19 protein-coding genes are annotated in these 17774 nt (G+C 44.3%); 9 read left to right on the top strand and 10 right to left on the bottom strand.

What is annotated here, in order from left to right; genetic code table 11:
• Positions 1-62 precede the first annotated feature (62 nt).
• The 6 genes from mmsB to RBH91_RS02435 all read right to left on the bottom strand — a co-directional run bounded on the left by mmsB (position 63) and on the right by RBH91_RS02435 (position 7973).
• Complete coding sequence (gene mmsB, locus RBH91_RS02460; RefSeq protein ID WP_076758314.1) at positions 63-1274, bottom strand: multiple monosaccharide ABC transporter permease; 1212 nt, start codon at positions 1272-1274, stop codon at positions 63-65.
• On the bottom strand, positions 1249-2817 hold the full coding sequence (gene mmsA / locus RBH91_RS02455; RefSeq protein WP_307893353.1) for a multiple monosaccharide ABC transporter ATP-binding protein: 1569 nt from the start codon (positions 2815-2817) through the stop codon (positions 1249-1251). The genes mmsB and mmsA overlap by 26 nt, the downstream gene beginning before the upstream one ends.
• A gap of 4 nt (positions 2818-2821) precedes the next feature.
• On the bottom strand, positions 2822-3901 hold the full coding sequence (gene chvE, locus RBH91_RS02450) for a multiple monosaccharide ABC transporter substrate-binding protein (RefSeq protein ID WP_307893352.1): 1080 nt from the start codon (positions 3899-3901) through the stop codon (positions 2822-2824).
• Positions 3902-4050: 149 nt separating this feature from the next.
• Positions 4051-5232, bottom strand: coding sequence for a response regulator transcription factor (locus tag RBH91_RS02445; RefSeq protein ID WP_307893351.1), 1182 nt, complete (start codon positions 5230-5232; stop codon positions 4051-4053).
• Positions 5225-6988: a cache domain-containing sensor histidine kinase gene (locus RBH91_RS02440; protein WP_307894628.1), complete on the bottom strand. Its 1764-nt coding sequence runs from the start codon at positions 6986-6988 to the stop codon at positions 5225-5227. The genes RBH91_RS02445 and RBH91_RS02440 overlap by 8 nt, the downstream gene beginning before the upstream one ends.
• A complete protein-coding gene (locus RBH91_RS02435; protein ID WP_307893350.1) occupies positions 6981-7973 on the bottom strand; it encodes a substrate-binding domain-containing protein in 993 nt (330 codons plus the stop codon). The genes RBH91_RS02440 and RBH91_RS02435 overlap by 8 nt, the downstream gene beginning before the upstream one ends.
• Before the next feature lie 506 nt (positions 7974-8479).
• Here RBH91_RS02435 and RBH91_RS02430 point away from each other — a divergent pair.
• The 8 genes from RBH91_RS02430 to RBH91_RS02395 all read left to right on the top strand — a co-directional run bounded on the left by RBH91_RS02430 (position 8480) and on the right by RBH91_RS02395 (position 13798).
• A complete protein-coding gene (locus RBH91_RS02430; RefSeq protein WP_076758370.1) occupies positions 8480-8863 on the top strand; it encodes a YwqH-like family protein in 384 nt (127 codons plus the stop codon).
• A gap of 13 nt (positions 8864-8876) precedes the next feature.
• The gene (locus RBH91_RS02425) at positions 8877-9155 is read left to right on the top strand and encodes a YwqI/YxiC family protein (protein WP_076758299.1); all 279 of its coding nucleotides are present in this window, start codon (positions 8877-8879) and stop codon (positions 9153-9155) included.
• A 16-nt stretch (positions 9156-9171) separates the two neighbouring features.
• Positions 9172-10563: a ribonuclease YeeF family protein gene (locus tag RBH91_RS02420; RefSeq protein WP_307893349.1), complete on the top strand. Its 1392-nt coding sequence runs from the start codon at positions 9172-9174 to the stop codon at positions 10561-10563.
• Between the two features lie 10 nt (positions 10564-10573).
• Positions 10574-10840, top strand: a complete 267-nt coding sequence (locus RBH91_RS02415) for a hypothetical protein (protein ID WP_307893348.1) — start codon at positions 10574-10576, stop codon at positions 10838-10840.
• A 5-nt stretch (positions 10841-10845) separates the two neighbouring features.
• A complete protein-coding gene (locus RBH91_RS02410) occupies positions 10846-11151 on the top strand; it encodes a DUF4176 domain-containing protein (RefSeq protein WP_307893347.1) in 306 nt (101 codons plus the stop codon).
• A gap of 571 nt (positions 11152-11722) precedes the next feature.
• Positions 11723-12490, top strand: a complete 768-nt coding sequence (locus RBH91_RS02405; RefSeq protein ID WP_307893346.1) for a hypothetical protein — start codon at positions 11723-11725, stop codon at positions 12488-12490.
• A 344-nt stretch (positions 12491-12834) separates the two neighbouring features.
• Positions 12835-13587, top strand: a complete 753-nt coding sequence (locus tag RBH91_RS02400; RefSeq protein ID WP_307893345.1) for a hypothetical protein — start codon at positions 12835-12837, stop codon at positions 13585-13587.
• Positions 13571-13798 (top strand): hypothetical protein, encoded by a 228-nt coding sequence (locus RBH91_RS02395; RefSeq protein ID WP_307893344.1) that lies wholly within the window; start codon positions 13571-13573, stop codon positions 13796-13798. The genes RBH91_RS02400 and RBH91_RS02395 overlap by 17 nt, the downstream gene beginning before the upstream one ends.
• 222 nt (positions 13799-14020) lie before the next feature.
• Here RBH91_RS02395 and RBH91_RS02390 read toward each other — a convergent pair whose 3' ends face one another.
• From RBH91_RS02390 to RBH91_RS02375, 4 genes are read right to left on the bottom strand one after another with little or no spacing between them, the layout of a single operon-like run.
• On the bottom strand, positions 14021-14476 hold the full coding sequence (locus tag RBH91_RS02390) for a pyridoxamine 5'-phosphate oxidase family protein (RefSeq protein WP_307893343.1): 456 nt from the start codon (positions 14474-14476) through the stop codon (positions 14021-14023).
• A gap of 15 nt (positions 14477-14491) precedes the next feature.
• The gene (locus RBH91_RS02385; protein ID WP_076758285.1) at positions 14492-14719 is read right to left on the bottom strand and encodes a non-oxidative hydroxyarylic acid decarboxylases subunit D; all 228 of its coding nucleotides are present in this window, start codon (positions 14717-14719) and stop codon (positions 14492-14494) included.
• A gap of 19 nt (positions 14720-14738) precedes the next feature.
• Positions 14739-16160 carry a non-oxidative hydroxyarylic acid decarboxylases subunit C gene (locus RBH91_RS02380; protein WP_307893342.1) on the bottom strand — a complete coding sequence of 474 codons (1422 nt, stop codon included), beginning with the start codon at positions 16158-16160 and terminating at the stop codon, positions 14739-14741.
• Between the two features lie 15 nt (positions 16161-16175).
• Entirely contained in the window at positions 16176-16745 is a 570-nt protein-coding gene (locus RBH91_RS02375; RefSeq protein WP_307893341.1) for a non-oxidative hydroxyarylic acid decarboxylases subunit B, read from the bottom strand.
• Positions 16746-16871: 126 nt separating this feature from the next.
• On the opposite strand from RBH91_RS02375, the gene RBH91_RS02370 reads away from it, so the two are divergent.
• Positions 16872-17744, top strand: a complete 873-nt coding sequence (locus RBH91_RS02370) for a LysR family transcriptional regulator (protein WP_076758278.1) — start codon at positions 16872-16874, stop codon at positions 17742-17744.
• Positions 17745-17774: the final 30 nt, after the last annotated feature.

Genomic DNA, 17774 nt, shown 5'->3' with positions numbered 1-17774 from the left:
AGCGATAGCAAAAAGCTCCTTTCCATTTAAGAAAGAAGCTTTTAAAACGATACTGCCATTCATTATGATGATTTGTTTTTATTGTAAATATCAAACGCAACGGCAATCAAAAGGACAAGTCCTTTAATCGCCTGCTGCCAGTCAATGCCAAGGCCGAGCAGTGACATGCCGTTGTTCATAACCCCCATGACAAGACCGCCGATAATCGCCCCGCCGATCGTGCCGATCCCGCCGTAGGCCGATGCGCCTCCAATAAAGCAGGCGGCTATCGCGTCAAGCTCAAACAGGTTTCCCGCTTTCGGCGTCGCTGCATTTAAGCGAGCTGCAAAAATCAAGCCTGAAAGTGCGGCCAAGACGCCCATATTGACGAACACCATGAATGTCAGCCGCTTCGTTTTGATCCCCGAAAGCTCAGCCGCTTTTTCGTTTCCGCCGATCGCATAGATTCTGCGGCCGATTACGGTTTTTTTCATGACAAATGTATAGCCTGCTACTAAGATAAACAAGGTAATCAAAATGATCGGTATACCTTCATAGGTTGCGAGAATGTAAGTAAAAAGGTTAATAATGGCGATAATAAACAATATTTTAACAACGAACAGACCTTTTCCCTGCAAGTCAAGCTGGTATTTCTTTTGTATATTTCTTTGCTGCAGCTGATATACGAGGTAAAGGATCGAGAGCCCCGCTCCAATGACAATCGTCGTCACATGGAGCATGCCTCCGTTCAGCCAGTCCGGGATAAAACCGGCAGCCATTTCTTGAAAAGATGCAGGAAATGGGGCGATCGACTTCCCTTCAAGAACGATCATCGTCAGCCCTCTGAACAAAAGCATGCCCGCCAATGTGACAATGAAAGCCGGAATCTTCACATAAGCGATCCAAAAACCCTGCCAGGCGCCGATAGCCGCTCCCAATAGCAGTGACAGCACGACAGCCGCAAAGAGCGGCATATCGTTTTCGATGATCATCATGGCGGATACGGCTCCGACAAAAGCGGCGACCGAACCGACTGATAAATCGATATGCCCCGTAATAATGACGAGCATCATCCCTATCGCCAAAATGAGAATATAGCTGTTTTGCAGAATCAGATTCGTAATATTTAGCGGTCTGAGCAAAATACCGTCCGTCAGTATTTGGAAAAGCAGCATGATGAACACGAGCGCAATGACCATGCTGTATTTCCTGATGTTCTGCTTATACATATCGCGAAACAGCTGCATATAACCGGACTCGGACCGGTCTTTATCCGTTTGCACCGGTGTCTGCATACGCCTCTCCCCCTTTCTTCATGCGGTTTGTCATATATTTCATCAGCCTCTCCTGGTCAGCTTCATCTTGAGAAAACTCTGCGGTGATTTCTCCTTCACACATCGTATAGATTCTGTCGCACATGCCCAGCAGTTCAGGAAGCTCAGAGGATATGATGATCACCGCTTTCCCTTCCTCAGCCAGCTGATTGATAATGGCATAGATTTCATATTTTGCGCCGACATCAATGCCTCGCGTCGGTTCATCAAGGATTAAAATATCGGGCTCCGCAAAAATCCATTTGCTCAGCATGACCTTTTGCTGATTGCCTCCGCTTAAATTGCCGGTTGTCTGATAAATGTCCGGTGTCTTGATGTTTAATTTCCGGCGGAAGCCTTCAGCTTCGTTTTTCTCTTTTCGTTCATCCATCACCAGCCGCCGCGAAACCTTTTTTAATTTGGACAATGTAATATTTTTTTTAATGCTGTCCATTAAAATCAGACCGTTGCCTTTCCGGTCCTCTGTGACATAGACGATACCGTTTTTAATCGCGTCATCGGCATGGCGGATGCTTAATTTCTGCCCGTCTTTTTTGAGAGTGCCTGATATGTTTTTTCCGTAGGACTTGCCAAAGATACTCATGGCAAGTTCTGTCCTGCCTGAGCCCATCAACCCCGCAATTCCGGCAATCTCGCCCTTTCTGACAGAAAGGTTTGCGCGATTCACCACTGTCCGGTCATGCTGAAGCGGATGGTGGACAGTCCAATCCTTCACTTCAAATATGACTTGGCCGATTTCAGCGTGTCTTTCAGGATAGCGGTTTTGCAGCTCGCGGCCGACCATGCCTCTGATGATTCGATTTTCGGTCAATTGCCCGCTCTGAACTTCAAGCGTTTCGATCGTCTGCCCGTCGCGAAGCACAGTGATCGAATCCGCCACTTTTGTGATTTCATTTAATTTATGAGAAATCATAATTGAAGAAATTCCTTGTCTCTTCAGCTCCAATAAGAGCTGCAGCAGGTTTTCGCTGTCAGCCTCATTTAATGCGGCCGTCGGCTCATCTAAAATTAACAGCTGCACTTTTTTAGCCAAAGCTTTCGCGATTTCAACCAATTGCTGTTTTCCGACCCCTATTTGTGAAACGAGCGTATTCGGCGATTCTTGCAGACCGACCTTTTTCATCAATTCAAGGGTTTCCCGCTTTGTTTCCCTCCAATTGATGACACCTCTTTTGGCCTGTTCATTTCCCAAAAAGAGATTCTCCGCAATGGAAAGCTGGGGGACCAGCGCCAGCTCCTGATGGATAATAACGATCCCCGCTTCCTCGCTTTGCTTGATACTTCTAAACTGGCAGACTTCCCCTTTATATAAGATGTCCCCTGTGTATGTCCCATGCGGGTATACACCGCTGAGCACCTTCATCAGCGTCGATTTGCCTGCGCCGTTTTCCCCGCAGAGCGCATGGATTTCCCCTGCTTTGACGCGCAGATGAACATTGTTGAGCGCTATGACGCCGGGAAATTCCTTCGTGATCCCTCTCATCTCCAATATGCAATCGGACATGACATCACTTCCCTAATTCCGATTCTTTATAGTAATCGCTTTCAACCAGCACCTTTTTGTAGTTCTCTTTATCGACGACGACAGGTTCAAGCAAGTAAGACGGAACGACTTTTTCCCCGTTGTCATATGTCTTTGTATCATTGACTTCGGCTTTTTCGCCCTTTAAGACAGACGTTGCCATTTCAACGGCTTTTTTCGCCAATTCCCTCGTATCTTTAAAGATCGTTGACGTCTGTTCGCCTTTCATGATGGAATTGACGGAAGCGAGCTCAGCATCCTGTCCGGTGATGACCGGCAGCGGCTTTTTATCCGTTCCGTATCCGGCTCCCTTCAATGATGAAATGATTCCGATGCTAATGCCGTCATATGGTGAAAGCACCGCATCAAGCTTTGCCTTTGTATAATGGGCGCTCAGCAGGTTGTCCATACGCGCTTGTGCGGTCGCGCCGTCCCATCTCAATGTCGCTCCCTGTTCAAAAGCGGTCTGTTTGCTTAACACTTTCAATTTCCCGGAATCGATATAGGGTTTCAATACAGACATAGCACCGTCAAAGAAATAATGCGCGTTATTATCGTCGGGCGATCCGGCAAACAGTTCAATGTTAAACGGGCCTTTTCCGTCTTTCAAACCAAGCTTGTCTTCAATATATTTCCCTTGGAGATCGCCGACCTTATGGTTGTCAAATGTCGCATAGTAGTCGACATGTTTGCTGTTCATCAGAAGCCTGTCGTAAGAAATGACTTTAATATCCTGTTTATTCGCTTTATCAAGGACGTCAGTCAGCGCTTCTCCGTCAATGGAAGCGATGACGAGCACATTGACACCCTTTGTAATCATATTTTCAATTTGTGATACTTGGTTCTCAACAACGTCTTCTGCATATTGAAGATCTGTTTTATACCCGAGCTTTTCAAACTCTTTTACCATGTACTTTCCATCATAAACCCAGCGCTCTGAAGATTTTGTCGGCATTGAAATACCGACATAGCCTTTGTCTCCCCCTCCGCTTGCCTGATTGCCGGAGCAGGCGGAAACCATTAAACAAAAGAACAACGCCATGATAAACAGCCAGCTTTTTTTCACGCTTGATATCCCCCTTTTTCATTTCTCCCATCATGAATCATGCCAACTGTACCATTTCTTTTGGACGTCCGTCTTTTGAATTAATTAACTATTTTTATAAAAATCAGACTTTTTTAAAGCGCTTACATTACAACTTTCTTCCTATTTATTCAGGTTCCCGACATTCGGCGGTACTGATTTGGCGACGCGCCCATCGCTTTTTTAAACACAGTGCTGAAATAGTGCTGTGTATCATAGCCCGTTTGTTCAGCGATATCATGAATCGGCAAAGAGGTCGTCTGCAAAAGGTGAACCGCTTTTTGCATGCGCATCTCCGTCAGCAGCTGCACAAATGTCATGCCGAGCTCCCGCTTCATCATCCGGCTCAAATAGACTGAAGAAACCTGCAAGGCGCCTGCTGTCTGCTTTAAAGAAATCTCCCTTTCATCAAAATGCTGTTGCATATATTCTTTGGCGCGCGCCACAACCGGAGAGACATCAAATGCTTGGGAAACCTTTTGTTTGCAAAATTGATAGGCTTGGGAAACCGATTGATCCGTCTCAGCAGGCTTCACGAAACATGAGGCCGCACTGACTTGCAGCTCGGCTTGAATCATATCTTCAAGCGCCCGCTGCTCCGCTTCTGTGATGAAACGCCAAAGACATACGGAGACAAGGCGGTCATCGTCAAAAAAAACGGCTTTTTCAGTTTCTTTGTTGAAAAATCGTTCAACCTTTTTTTTCAGGTTGTCAGCTTCAGATGGCTTGATCCATAAACTCCCGGTGCTGATAACACCGAGCACCTCCGGCAGGCGCGCCGGCAGCTGAAGGCATTGAAGCTGCTGATAGACGTCTTCTCCCGCGCCCAGATCCTGTACCCACTGCTTGAAAAAATGTTCTTTCAGAAGGCTGAGGTTTTTTTGAATATGCTGCTCAGCGAGCTTTTGCTCGCGGCGTTTCTTTTTTTCGGATGCAAGTGAGCTGCTAATGTTCTGCAGCACCTTTCCTAGGTCGCCAGGGTCCACAGGCTTTAATAAATAATCATCAACATTCAGCCTGATCGCTTCCTGGGCATATGCAAACTGATCATAGCCCGTCACAATGACAAAACGGCAGAGCGGCAATTCACGACGCAGATTTTTCATCAGCGTCAACCCGTTGACAATCGGCATGTTCAAGTCGACGATCAATAAATCGATGTCATGTTTAAGCGCAAGCTCATGCGCTTCTTCACCATTTTCCGCTTCAGCCGACACTTCCATATGGTATCGCTCCCATGACACAGCATCCCGTATTCCCTCGCGAATCCACGGTTCATCATCGGCAATCAAAACCCGCCATTGCTCACTCAAGCGCTCTCCCTCCTTTCGTTAAAATCGGCAGCCGAATCGCGACAGACGTTCCGGCTCCTTTTCGGCTTTCAACCGTTAAACCATACTGTTCTCCAAAGGTGAGGGCGATCCGTTCATGGACATTGATCATTCCGTAGCCTGCTGTATTTTCCCGTTTTTTGAATTGGTCAGTTATTTTTTTTAATGTCTTTTCATCCATTCCCGCCCCGTCATCTTCGACCTTTATCATCAGACAGCCGTCTTCTTCCTTCCCTTTGATCACGATGTGTCCCGGCCCCTTTTTTTCTTTAATGCCATGATAAATCGCGTTTTCGACAATGGGCTGAAGCACCAGTTTTAAAATAAAACGTTCACCGGCAAACTCGGGTACCTCAAGTGAATAATTCAGTTTATCCCGATATCTCGCTTTTTGGATTTTCAAATAGTTTTCAACATGTTCGAATTCGTCTGATAAAGGAATCATGTCCCGTCCTTTGCTCAAAGATATGCGAAACAGCTTTGACAAGGCCTGCACCAAATCCGTAACCTCCTCAGCCCCTTTCTTTCTCGCCATCCAATTGATCGTATCCAGCGTGTTATAGAGAAAATGAGGATTGATTTGCGCCTGCAAAGCCCTTAATTCGGCTTCTCTTTTTTGCCGTTCCTGTTTCTCAGTTACGGACATCAGCTCTTGAATCCTGAGCATCAAACGGTTGAAGCTTTTTCCCAAAAGCCCGATTTCATCCTGCCTGTTCTCTTGGTAAAGTGTCGAAAAGTCTCCGCTCTCGGCTTTCTGCATAAAAGAATTCAGCTTCAGAATCGGCCTTGACATTGAATAGGACAAATAATAGGAAGCCGTCATTCCCAAAAACGCCGCAGCCAACAAAAACAACAGCACATATAAGTGGATTTCTTTCACTTCAAATACCGGTTCACCGGTTTTAAAGACGCCGACCGTCGTCCAGTTTGTAAAAGCGGAAGTCTCATAGATCAACTGGTAATCTTCCCCCTTGATCCGCTTTGAAAAATCGCCGGAGCTTTCCTGTTGAAACCATTGTTTCGGCAAAAACAGCTCTGAAGCCTCCGGAGAATAAATATCACCGCCGTTCTCATCCATAATCATGAGATAACCCGTTTTTCCCAAACGGATATTTTTTGTCGCTTCCGCCAGCACGCGCAGTTTCAGATCGATTAAAACCACGCCTTTGACACGTTGCGTCTCCGGATCTATCACAGCTCTGACGGCTGAGACGACTTCATCTTCCCTGTAGTGGACATGGTTTCTGATATTCCGGTTGACAGGCTTCCCAATCATCTTAAAAATCCCTTCATTTTTTACAGCCGCCTGATACCAAGGTTCCTTTGTCAAATCCGTCTGAGTCCGCTTATACATTTCATTGCTGATCATCTCACCCTCGTCATTTACGACAAGAATGCCCGCCGCTTCAGAATACAGAGAGGTCAGCCCTTGCAAAAACGACCTTCGTTTGTAATCCGCTTCCCCGTCCCCTTTTTTATGATCAAAAAACGCTTCCATTTCTTCATTCATTGAAATCAAATAGGTCAGATTCTGCATGTGGCTGACATAGACTTCAGTCGATTTATTTACTTCACCGATCAGCTGCAATGTATGATCGATCATCTGTTTTTCAATAATGCTCTCAACCGCCCATCCCGACAGAATTCCCAAACCGATTGTCGGCAGCATGCTGATTAAAAGCAGCAGACTGATCAGCTTATAGCGGATCGGTACATTATTGATGGAGAGTTTAATCATTCGCATAGTAAGCTTCCACATTTTCTTTTGTAATGATCGTGATTCCCGTATCGATTGACGATGGAAGCGAGCGCGTATCTTTTAAATGGCGGTTTGAGTAAAACAGCATATGCAGCGACCAGTAGCCCATCTGCCATGTATCTTGTCCGAGAGTGGCTGAAATCGTTCCATCCTTGATGCCGTCAAGCGTTTTTTTATCTTTATCAAAACCGATGATATGGACTTTCTTTTCTAATCCCGCCGCTTTTACAGCCTGGGCCACCCCGCTCGCTCCATTTGCTTCCGTCGTGAAAATCCCTTGAATGTCCGGGTTTTTTTTCAAAATGGCCGCCGCTTCTTTTTTCGAAGTCAGTTCATCCCCTTTGCCGTCTAAAACAGCGTAGACCTTCATCTTCGGATAATGTTGTTCAATCGTTTGTTTAAATCCCTCTGTCCTTTCCTCTTGATTATACTGCCGCGGCTGGGTAATCACGGCTGTTTCGCCCTTTTCATCCAAAAATTCAGCCATCTGCCTGGCAGCTGCGGAGCCCGCTTCCATATTGTTTGTGCCGATATATGTTGAAGCTTTACTGAGGGGGGCATCTGAATCAAATAGAACGATCGGAATGCCCTGCTCATACGCCTTGTCGATCACGGGATTCAAAGCCTCGGAATCAATCGCGGAAACAGCGATCCCTGCCGGCTTTTTTGCAATGACCTGCTCGAGTACAGTCATTTGTTCATGAACATCATAATGGGCCGCCCCACGGTATTCGACAGAGACATTGAAAAGCTGTGCAGCATCTTCAAAGCCTTTCAAACCGCTCTTCCAATATTCAATTCCCGACTGAAACGTCACCATCACGAACTTTTCCGAAAGGTTTCCCACTAAAGGGCTTCCGCTTTCTCCTGCGGTAGATCCCGCTTTATCGCTGCGGGAATAATCATAAACATAAAGAAAAAACAAACAAAGCATGACCGCATAAACAACTAACAGCTTCTTCATCCTCATCCCCCTGTTGGTCAGGGGAAAGACAGCGTTTCCAATCATCATTGACCGCGTATTTGGCAGCATATGTTCTGAGAATCCGGCTGGAAATATTGTCAGGAAACTCGTCCTGCCCCCTTTTTCATCATAAACAGACAAATACCCCTCCTTGTTCATATGAAATACCTAAATTATTTGACATTTCGTCTGAAATACCTTGTTCGGCCTCTCGAAAGGTCACTTTTTTCTTAAAATAACCTTAAATTTCGTGAAACAGAAAATAAATATGATAAAAAAACAAGCCATAAGAACCATGCCTTTTAACCCTATAAAAAAAGGGAAAATGCCGGAAATTCCAGCCATGATAAAGAACGATTGCTTATTTTCATTAAAAACATTCTTTTGATCATGGTTCATTTTTCCTATTCAACTCATTTATACCATGTTGTAACATTATTAAGGTCCTTTACTAAATGATTCCAACAGGCCATTTGAATCAAATTGCCGGGAGGTGGCAGACCATGATCATCTGGGAAAAAACGGTCCTATATGGCATGCAGGGCACACTAGTCATCAAAAAAGAACAGCTGACACATCTGAAAAATTGCAAATCTGAATTAACAATCACAAAAGAGGAATTTGAGGATTCGAAAAGCAGCATCAAAGAGCCCGGACTGTCTTCAACGACATGGCAGGGCAGCCTTGCCGATTCCTTTAAAAACGTCAGAAACGATATGAAATCGGCCTACAATGATATTTGCGGGAAGCAATTGAATGAGGTGTTTAAAAAATTAAACGAGCGCATCGCCTCTTTAAAAGATGAAATTCATTCACTCGGCCAAGATATCAGCTCATTAAAAAAGAAAATTGAGAAGCTGGAAAAAGAAGAAAAAGAGGCCCGCCGCTAAAGGAGTCATAAACATGAGCCAAGAAATCAAAGTCAAAACCGGTGAAGTTAAACACGCCCTCTCAAAGCTGAAGCACTCCGCCGAGGGGATCAAGTCGAGCGTACCGACAGACATCAGCGGCAAAAACCACCTTGATGTCGTCAAAAAAATCGAAGAAATGAATAAAGACTTAAAAGAACTGGCAGAAACCTACGCTTCGGCTCTCTCCAAACAAATCGCCCAAACCGAATCAGCAGTGGAGACGATGAAAGACACAGACAAAAAACTGGCATCATCCATCAAAAGCAAGTAGAAGGAAGGGAATCGCATTGAAAACATTAGATGTCCAGGCATTTCAAAACGGCCTCGACAAAACGTTGACTGAATTGAAAAACCAGGAAGACGACATTTCAAAAGTCAAACAAAGCGTCAAAGGCATCACCTCTCTCGACGACGCCTTAAAAGGCGCGGGAGGCGAGGCGATCCGTTCCTTCTACGAAGAGTGCCACACCACTTTTCTTCTTTTTTATGAATCTTTTATCTCCGACTATAAAGGAATTTTAGAAAAGGCGAAAAGTGCGCTCAGCTCCCTGGAGCCAACTGAAAACGGCTTTATCTCGCAAAGCTTTCTCGAAAACGAACTCCATGACGGCGTCAGCCAGGCCGAATCATTGACAGCCAGACTGACAGCAAAAGCCAATCAGACAGCCGCCACTGTCAGCCACATTGTCGACCTGCCCGATCTCGACGATTCCGCCGTCAACGAAAACGCCAAAAAAGCCCAACGACAAATCAGCGAGACAATCGAAAAAATCCACACCTTCGACCGCGAGCAGACAAACGCGCTGAAAACCGCGCGAAAAGACCTCGACACGATGAAGCAGTACATCGAGCAGTTGGAGAAGATGTATACGGGGCCGAGGATTGAAATTCAAAAATACTCTTCCAGTGTTTTGAAAAAAGAACCTGCTTTTCAAAACTTGTTTTCTGAATTGAAGAAAAAGAAGACTAGTTCAACTAAAGTTGATGATATTAAGAATCATAAATCGAAGAACAGTATAAAAGAGTTTTATGGTGTGGGTAGTACATCAAGTAACGAGAAGGATATGGAATTTGAGTTTAAAACAGAGGTATCAGGAGGATTTGGGGTTCCCGGTGCAGGGAATGCTAGCTTAAGCGCTACAAATAAAGACTATGAAGTAAAAATCCATGCTAATGCGAGTCTTTTCGATACAAATAAAGGCTATAAAGATAAAGGGGAGGATGAAAAAGAAACTTATTTTCAGTTAGGTGATATCGAGGCAGAAATAGGAGCTCCCTACAATCCCGATAAATTTGTTGATAATTATTTATCAAACAGTTTTATGGGTGGGAAAATGGAGGCTAATGGAATTAAAGTAAACTTTGACCACGAAAATTCACCTGCACGTGTCGGCCTTGATTTTGGTCATGCGGAAGCAGGTGCAGGTATAGAAGATTATGGTGCCAGCATAGGAGCTTCAGCCAGCCTCGCAGATGTGGAAGTCGTTGTCAGCCCATTTAACTGGAATGGCTATAAGCCTCTTGAAGAGTGGTTTGGCTGGGATTATAATCCGTATATAGGTGTTGAGTTTACGGTTGGAGGAGCCGGCGTTGAAGCGAAAGTAGGTACAGAGACTGAACTTAAAGTCGCTGCCGGTGTGGGGATCGGTTTAAAACTGGGAGCTGAAAAAGACGAATAGGAGGCTTGTTATGAATGATGGAAAAGATTTTTTAAACAAAAGAATAAATGAAGCTATGATAATCTTCACTATTTTATTTCCTATAGGGGGCATCTTTTTAACCATAATGATAATATGGGGTTTAGGAGAGCAAGCGCCTTCCCAAATCCCCTTATTTGTTTCTGTAATTTGTTTATTTTTTTTCATTCCTCCAATCATCTTATATTTTTACAGAAAGAACATTTGGCTTAAAAAACATCCTGAATTACAAAGAAAAAATGGAAAGTCGGGGGAGTAATCACGATGTATAACGAAAAAAAAGATGAAGAACATAAATTTGATGACTGGCTTCCTATCGGTACAGTAGTTAAAATCAAGAGTGTCCGCAAACCTATCATGGTGTATGGAAGAAACCAAATTCAATCATCTAGCCAAAAAAAATTCGATTATGTCTCAGTGCCATATCCTGAAGGCAACATTACTGAAGATTACAACCTATTCTTTAATCACCATATGATAGAAGAGATCCTTCATATGGGCTATATAACAAACGAAGAACTCGACTATAAAAAAACCTTAGGTTCTAAAAAGCACGATAAGGAGGTTTAGCATTTGCAAATTTGGAAGAATTACAGAAAAAAAATAGTCCTATTCATCTACTGCTTTTTTACATTTGGAATAGGTTTTAGCGCTGTAGTCATTCCTGATATACCATGGAGTGAACGCCTAGGTTTATTCACGATTCAATTTGTGATGTTGAGTATTGTTATTTTTATTGGTTATAAGATATGCAATAAAATTTTCCTGGGAAGTTTCAAATAGTCTGAAAAAAACTCACAAACTTTGTACAGCTTTTATTTAAGTAAAGTAATGAGATAGAACATTTACAAAAAGCATCTCACCCGGGATGCTTTCTCTTATGCTAAATTTTCAACATCGCAGGAACTGAAATTAAAATAGGCTGTTCCATATAGAAACTCACTGATGGTATTCAATCTCATGTGACGGCTTCGATCACCCGCAGTGCTGGATATTATCTTTGCTGGCGAAGGAAATCAAACTTTTTACTTTCGCCAGCACCTGTCGAGCTTTTTTATGAAAAATGAAAAAGATTTTCTAAAACGGCGCCGTAGTAGATCTCATGTTCTTTCGATTGATATAAAAAAGGCAGGTGAAAACCTTGCTAAAATTAAAGGGAAACCCTAAATATAGTAAATTACCTTCCGACATTATCATCCATTTAGCATCTGAAAGCTGTGAAAAAGATGCTAAATTAAGAATGCTTTGTATAATACTGTTTTCAGATTTGATATGCGGCGGGCTTATCATAGCAATCGGGGATACATTTTTTACGACTATATCATTACCTTTTATGATCGGTATTAACTTATGGACAGTCGTTGTCCTGTTTTTAAAACAGAGTGATCGCAATGATTTACATTTCACCTTATATATGGGGGCAACCGGAGCTGTATATTCTTTTTGTTACTTTGTATTATCGCAAGAACTCGTTTACGTTTTGCTTGGTTATAACCTTTTATTTATTATCACGTCTTTATTAGCGTATGTGATTGTGATTTTAAGTATGGTTCGACACTACTTTATCGTTTTCCCCAATTATAAAAAAAAGAAAAACTGTACCAATTTGGTAAACTACTTGTGTGCTTTTGGAGGATTTGCTTACCTGGCGGCATTTTACTTGCTACATTTTTTTGAAGGCGGAGCCACCTTATTTCTGAGTTATACCTTCTTGGCATTTACTTTCTTTTTTTCTTTTATGGGAGTCAAATTCATTCATAAATTCTTTTTTATCAAAGCCAACCAAGACATGATCGTTAGACGTTTAAAAAAGAGAAAATACAGCCGCGGCCGAAAATCATTTACTGCCAACCGGAGCCGTCGGAACAAAAACATGATTGATTTAAGGAAGAAAACAGATCGTGTTTAGCAACAAGTGTATACCTTTGCTTTTAATCACTCAGACAGTGTGATTTTCAAGGCTACCAAGAAAAAGGAGCTTTTTATGAATAACGAAAAAAATTTTCTATACAAAAAATAAACGAAGCGATGATCATCTTCATTATTTTATTTCCTGTAGTGGGTATCTTTTTTGTCATTATGACAATATGGGGGTTAAGAGAACAAGCACCTTCAGAGATTACCTTGGCAATATTCGTTATTAGCTTATTTTTTTCGTTCTTCCATTCTTAATACATATTTACAGAAAAAAGGTCTGGCTCAAAAAACACCATGAATCATTGCAGAATAATAGAAAATCAGAGGGATAAAATGATGAAACATAGCTGCGGAAGAACACAAGTTTTACTGAGATTAAGAGAAACGGCTACATACAAAGATTTACCTGACGAAATTCAATCTCATTTGACAGCTTCCATCAGCCGGGAAACGAAATGGGGAATGGTGTGTTTTATCGTTTTGATGCTTGATATTTTATGCATATTCCCTTTGCTGGCGAACGAAGTCGGGTTTTTCACTTTCGCCGCCGTACCTGTTGCCATCCTGATCAATATATGGATGATGATCATGAATGTCAAAAGCATGACCGGGTATCATCACCACCTCCAATATGTTCGCTTTATGGGCGTATCTTTCAGTGGTATGTCATATTGCCAGTTGGTCGTGTCGCAAAAGATGCTGTTTGCTGCCATCGGTTTTCATTTGCCATTGATCATTCTGTCTCTGTTCATATATGCCGCTACCATCTTCCTCGTCATCCGGTACTACTTGGTTTTATTCCTTGATTCTGAACGATGCAAAAGAAATGCAGCGGCTCGGACGGGGATGTTTCTCGCGGCCGTTCCGGCAGCCGGTTTTATGATCAGTCATGCCGTTTTGCGTGTTTCCGAGTCTGCCGTCTATTTGTTGATGAGTACCGTCTATCTGTTTATGGCTTGTTTATTTTCGATGATGGGGGTCAAATTCATCCACAAGTACTTCTTCATCAAAGCAAATCAAGACAACATCGGCCGGCACATCAGGCTTTATTCGGCACAAGGAGAGATTATTTGTGAAAGACAGAAATAAAATCATTCTCTCAATCTACCTCCTATATGCAACAAGCACTCTTTTGATCGGACTTGTCAACCATTCAATGAACTGGCAGGAAAAGATTTCCGTCACCGGCTTTATGCTCGTTTCAATATCCTTTTTCGCATTCATGATTTATGTGTTATTAAATAAGCTCCTGAAAGATCAAAGCGATCCTCACTGCAACATCGTTGCGAAAATCTTTTGAAAAAAACACAAAAAGCCGTTCACATTCTCTTTCTATTTCGTCAGTATCCTCATTGCGGGAACATCCGTCTTTTCCCTGCCTGAACTCTCTCTCACATGGAAATTCGGCGTGTTTGCGATTCTGTTTGCCGTGATATCGGGCGGTTTTTTTGCGGCTTATCAAGTGACGAATAAAATGCTGCAGAAATAATTGAAAGGACCATGGTTCCCCACGGTCCTTCTGTTATTTCTGCAACTCCTCAAGCGTCTCCTCCCACCGCCGCAAAACCGAATCTTCATCTTTCAGCTCAATCTGAACACCCGCGATGATATCGGCGTATTTGGCGGTGTCTTCGCGGGCTGATTCGACAGTGCCGGCAAAGCGCGCTCTCGGGTATTTGGCGTCTTTTAAGTCTGGCAGTTTCGTTAAAGACAGCCGCACATAATGAGCTTTGCCTTTCCACCATGTGACGAAGAGCGCCCGGCCTGTGCGGGTGATGTTTGCCGTTGTTGTTGTGCCTTGCCAAAGAGCAAGGCGGACATCGGTGTCGTTCAAGGCGAGGATTTCTCCGGCGCTGATCATGGCCGTGTGGGGCCAGCCGTCTTCGGTGACGGTCTGAAGCATCATCGCCTCACGCCGTTTCGCGGCGAGTTTCTGTCCGTTTAAGAGTTGAAATAGTTCGTTTGATAGTTGAGCCATGCCGGATGCCTCCCTTTAGATTTTCCGCTTTGGTATCGCCGGCACGTGGACGGCCGTTTCGACTTCGGAAGGATCGATTTTAAAAGCCGGATTGTATGTTGCAGGATTTGTGATCGTTTCGGGCTCAGACGATCTCCATGTAAAAAAACAATGTTGGCATTGATAGACTTCCCATGCTCCTTCAACGGGAGACTTGCTGACAGTTTCCGCTTTTTTTAAGTCGCAGCGCGGACATGTATGCATAATGAAACACTCTCCTATCTTATTGATTTAATAGATTCATTAATTTTTGTTCCCATTCTTTCGTGGTTAGAGGGGAATCAAGCGGCTGTGAATAGTGGCCTCTTGTTTCCGGTGCTGCCGGTGTTGTCGCATCCAAAATCATTTTGTGGGTGATGCCGGCCGGATTTGAACCCGGGTCGAGCGGCAGTACGGATAGATCCGGGATTGTGATCGCATCGTGTTTCGGGTGCATTTTTGTCGAAATCGCCCACATCACTTGCGGCAGATTAAACGGATCGACGTCTTCGTCAACGACGATGACCATTTTGCAGTAGCCGAGGCCGTGCGGTGTTGTCAGCGCACGCATTCCGACCGCTTTTGCAAATCCGCCGTAGCGGCTTTTCGTTGAAACAATCGCGAGCAGCCCGTGGGTGTACATCGCGTTGACAGCGACGATTTCTTCCGGATACGCTTCTTTCAGCTGCTGATAAAGCGGCACACATGTATTGACGCCGATCATATAGTCGCATTCCGTCCATGGCATGCCTAAGTATAAGTGTTCAAAAATCGGATTCGTGCGATGGGATACGCGTTTGATTTTGATGATCGGCATGCTGCGGCCGCCTGAATAGTGGCCGGTAAATTCGCCGAACGGACCTTCAAATTCGCGTTCCCCGGCAATGATTTCACCTTCAAGGACGACTTCGGCTCCCCATGGGATATCTAAGTCGGAAAGCTTAGATTTGACGATTTTATACGGCTCACCTTGAAGAGCGCCTGCCATTTCGTATTCTGACTGGTCGTATAAGAGCGGTGTTGACGCCGCTGTTGTAATGACAGGTTCACAGCCGAGGGCGATTGTGACGGGAAGGTTTTCGCCGCGTTCTTCAGCCTGCCGCAAATGAATGGCAATATCGTGCTGAGGTACGGGCTGGATGCCGAGGCGGTCTTTCCCTTTCACCTGCATTCTGTAAATGCCGACATTTTGCTTTCCAAAGTTTTCAGGGTCTTCGACATCTCTTGAAATGACGCAGGCTTTGTCCAAATAATAGCCTCCGTCGCCTTGATTGATGCGGAAGAGCGGTAAAATATCAAACAGGTTGATGTCCTCCGTGATTTCATTTTCATGAAACGGCGCTGTTTCTTCTCTTTGAACCTTCACAGGAAATTGGTCGTAGCGGCGGGCAAACTCAAAAAACTGTTCTTTGACCGGTGTGTCTTTCGGAAGACCCAGCATTAAAGCGTGGTTCGGCCAGGAGCCAATGACGTTCATTGCGATTTGCGCATTGTTGTATCCGTATATATTATTGAACAGCAAAGCGGGTGATTGATCCCCGAGGTTGTTCACGGCGCGCGCAGCGGCGCCCAAGTCGGGTTCCGGTTTTACCTCTTCCTGCACCTCAAGAAGCTGTCCTTCTTTTTTTAATGCGTTTAAAAAGTCCCTAAAGTCTTGATAAGCCATTCTGTTATCCTCCTTTTATTTTGCCTGTTTCATTCCTTCCCAGCGTTTCGCTTCATACAGATGGATGCCAAACTGGTCAAGCGTCCGGAATACAATGTGGTCGACCATGTCCATGAGATTTTGGGGATGGTTATAGAAAGCCGGCATGGGCGGAAGAATCATCACACCCATACGCGATAGTTCAAGCATGTTTTCAAGATGAATTTGATTGAGCGGGGTTTCCCTCGTCAAAAGGATCAGTTTTTTCCGTTCCTTCAGCATCACGTCCGCTGAACGGGTCAGCAGATTATCCGCCAAACCGGTGCGGATGCCTGCCAATGTTTTCATACTGCAAGGTGCTACAATCATTCCGTCTGTTTGAAAGGAACCGCTTGAAATACGGGCGGCTTGGTCTTTATGTGAATATGTAAAAGACGCAAGCTTTTCTAAATCCTTGATTGTATATCCTGTTTCATGCTGAATGGTTGCGCCTGCCCACGGAGAGATGACCAGATGTGTTTCAGCGCCGGCTTTTTTCAGCCACTCCAGCATCCGCACGCCAAAGATGGCGCCGGTCGCGCCCGTGATTCCGACGATGATCTTCATATGCGTCCTCCTTTCTGTCCTGTGATGCCTTCAAATAAAATGATACGCCTCTATTTTCCATATTGAAAATATCTATTAAATCTATATATAATACCTAAAAGGTATATCATAGGAGTGCTGATGAAAATGGATATTCGCCAATTAAAATACTTTGTCACGATTGCCCAGGAAGGAAAAATCACAACGGCTGCAAAGAAGCTTCATATCGCCCAGCCGCCGTTAAGCAGACAGTTGAAGCAAATGGAAGAGGAGCTCGGTGTCGTCTTATTTGACCGCAACAAAAAGAAAAACCTGACGCTGACCTATGAAGGAGAAGTTTTTCTGAAAAGGGCGAAAGACATTTTGCATAAACTTGAGGATTCCATCTTGGAAGTGCGGGAGCTGCGTGAAGAAGTCAATGGGACGCTTGCTGTCGGTTCAACGATTTACTGTGCAGCCCTTTTGCTGTCAAAGGTCTCACAGATCAGAGAAATGTACCCCAACTTAATGTTTAACATTTGGGAAGGAGAGCCCGTGCGGCTGAATGAACTGCTGGAAAGCCGGCAGATTGATGCAGCAATTACGACTACGCCTTTCTACAGCAAAAACTTTGAATCAAAAAACCTGCCCGACATCCCTTGCAAGCTCGTTCTCCCGGGGAATCAATCATACGGCCTCAGCGGGGAAGCCGGGATGAAAGACATTTCCGAACTGCCGTTGATTCTGCTCAGGCCCGCCCACGGAAAAGGGATTTACGATGAGGTCGTTCACAGCTTTCAAACATACGGTTTAGAGCCGACAGTCGTCTGTGAGTGCCATGATTCAACAACACTGCTCAGTCTCGTCACTTCGGGATTCGGAGCGACCATTCTGCCATTATCCATGCTTCCGGAGCATTTTGCCCGGCATGTCCAGACGTTAGAGATTAAAGACAATCCGTTTATTTTGACGCCGTCCGTCGTCTGGCGGGCCAACAGCTTTTTGCCGAAACCTGTGAGACAATTTTTGAGTTTGTTCTAAAGCCGGTTTTTATTTGGGGCCGACCTCGCA

Source organism: Bacillus swezeyi (assembly GCF_030908325.1).
Classification (GTDB): Bacteria; Bacillota; Bacilli; order Bacillales; family Bacillaceae; genus Bacillus; species Bacillus swezeyi.
The sequence above is the reverse complement of the archived record's forward strand: the minus strand, read 5'-3'. Positions and strand labels throughout refer to the sequence as shown.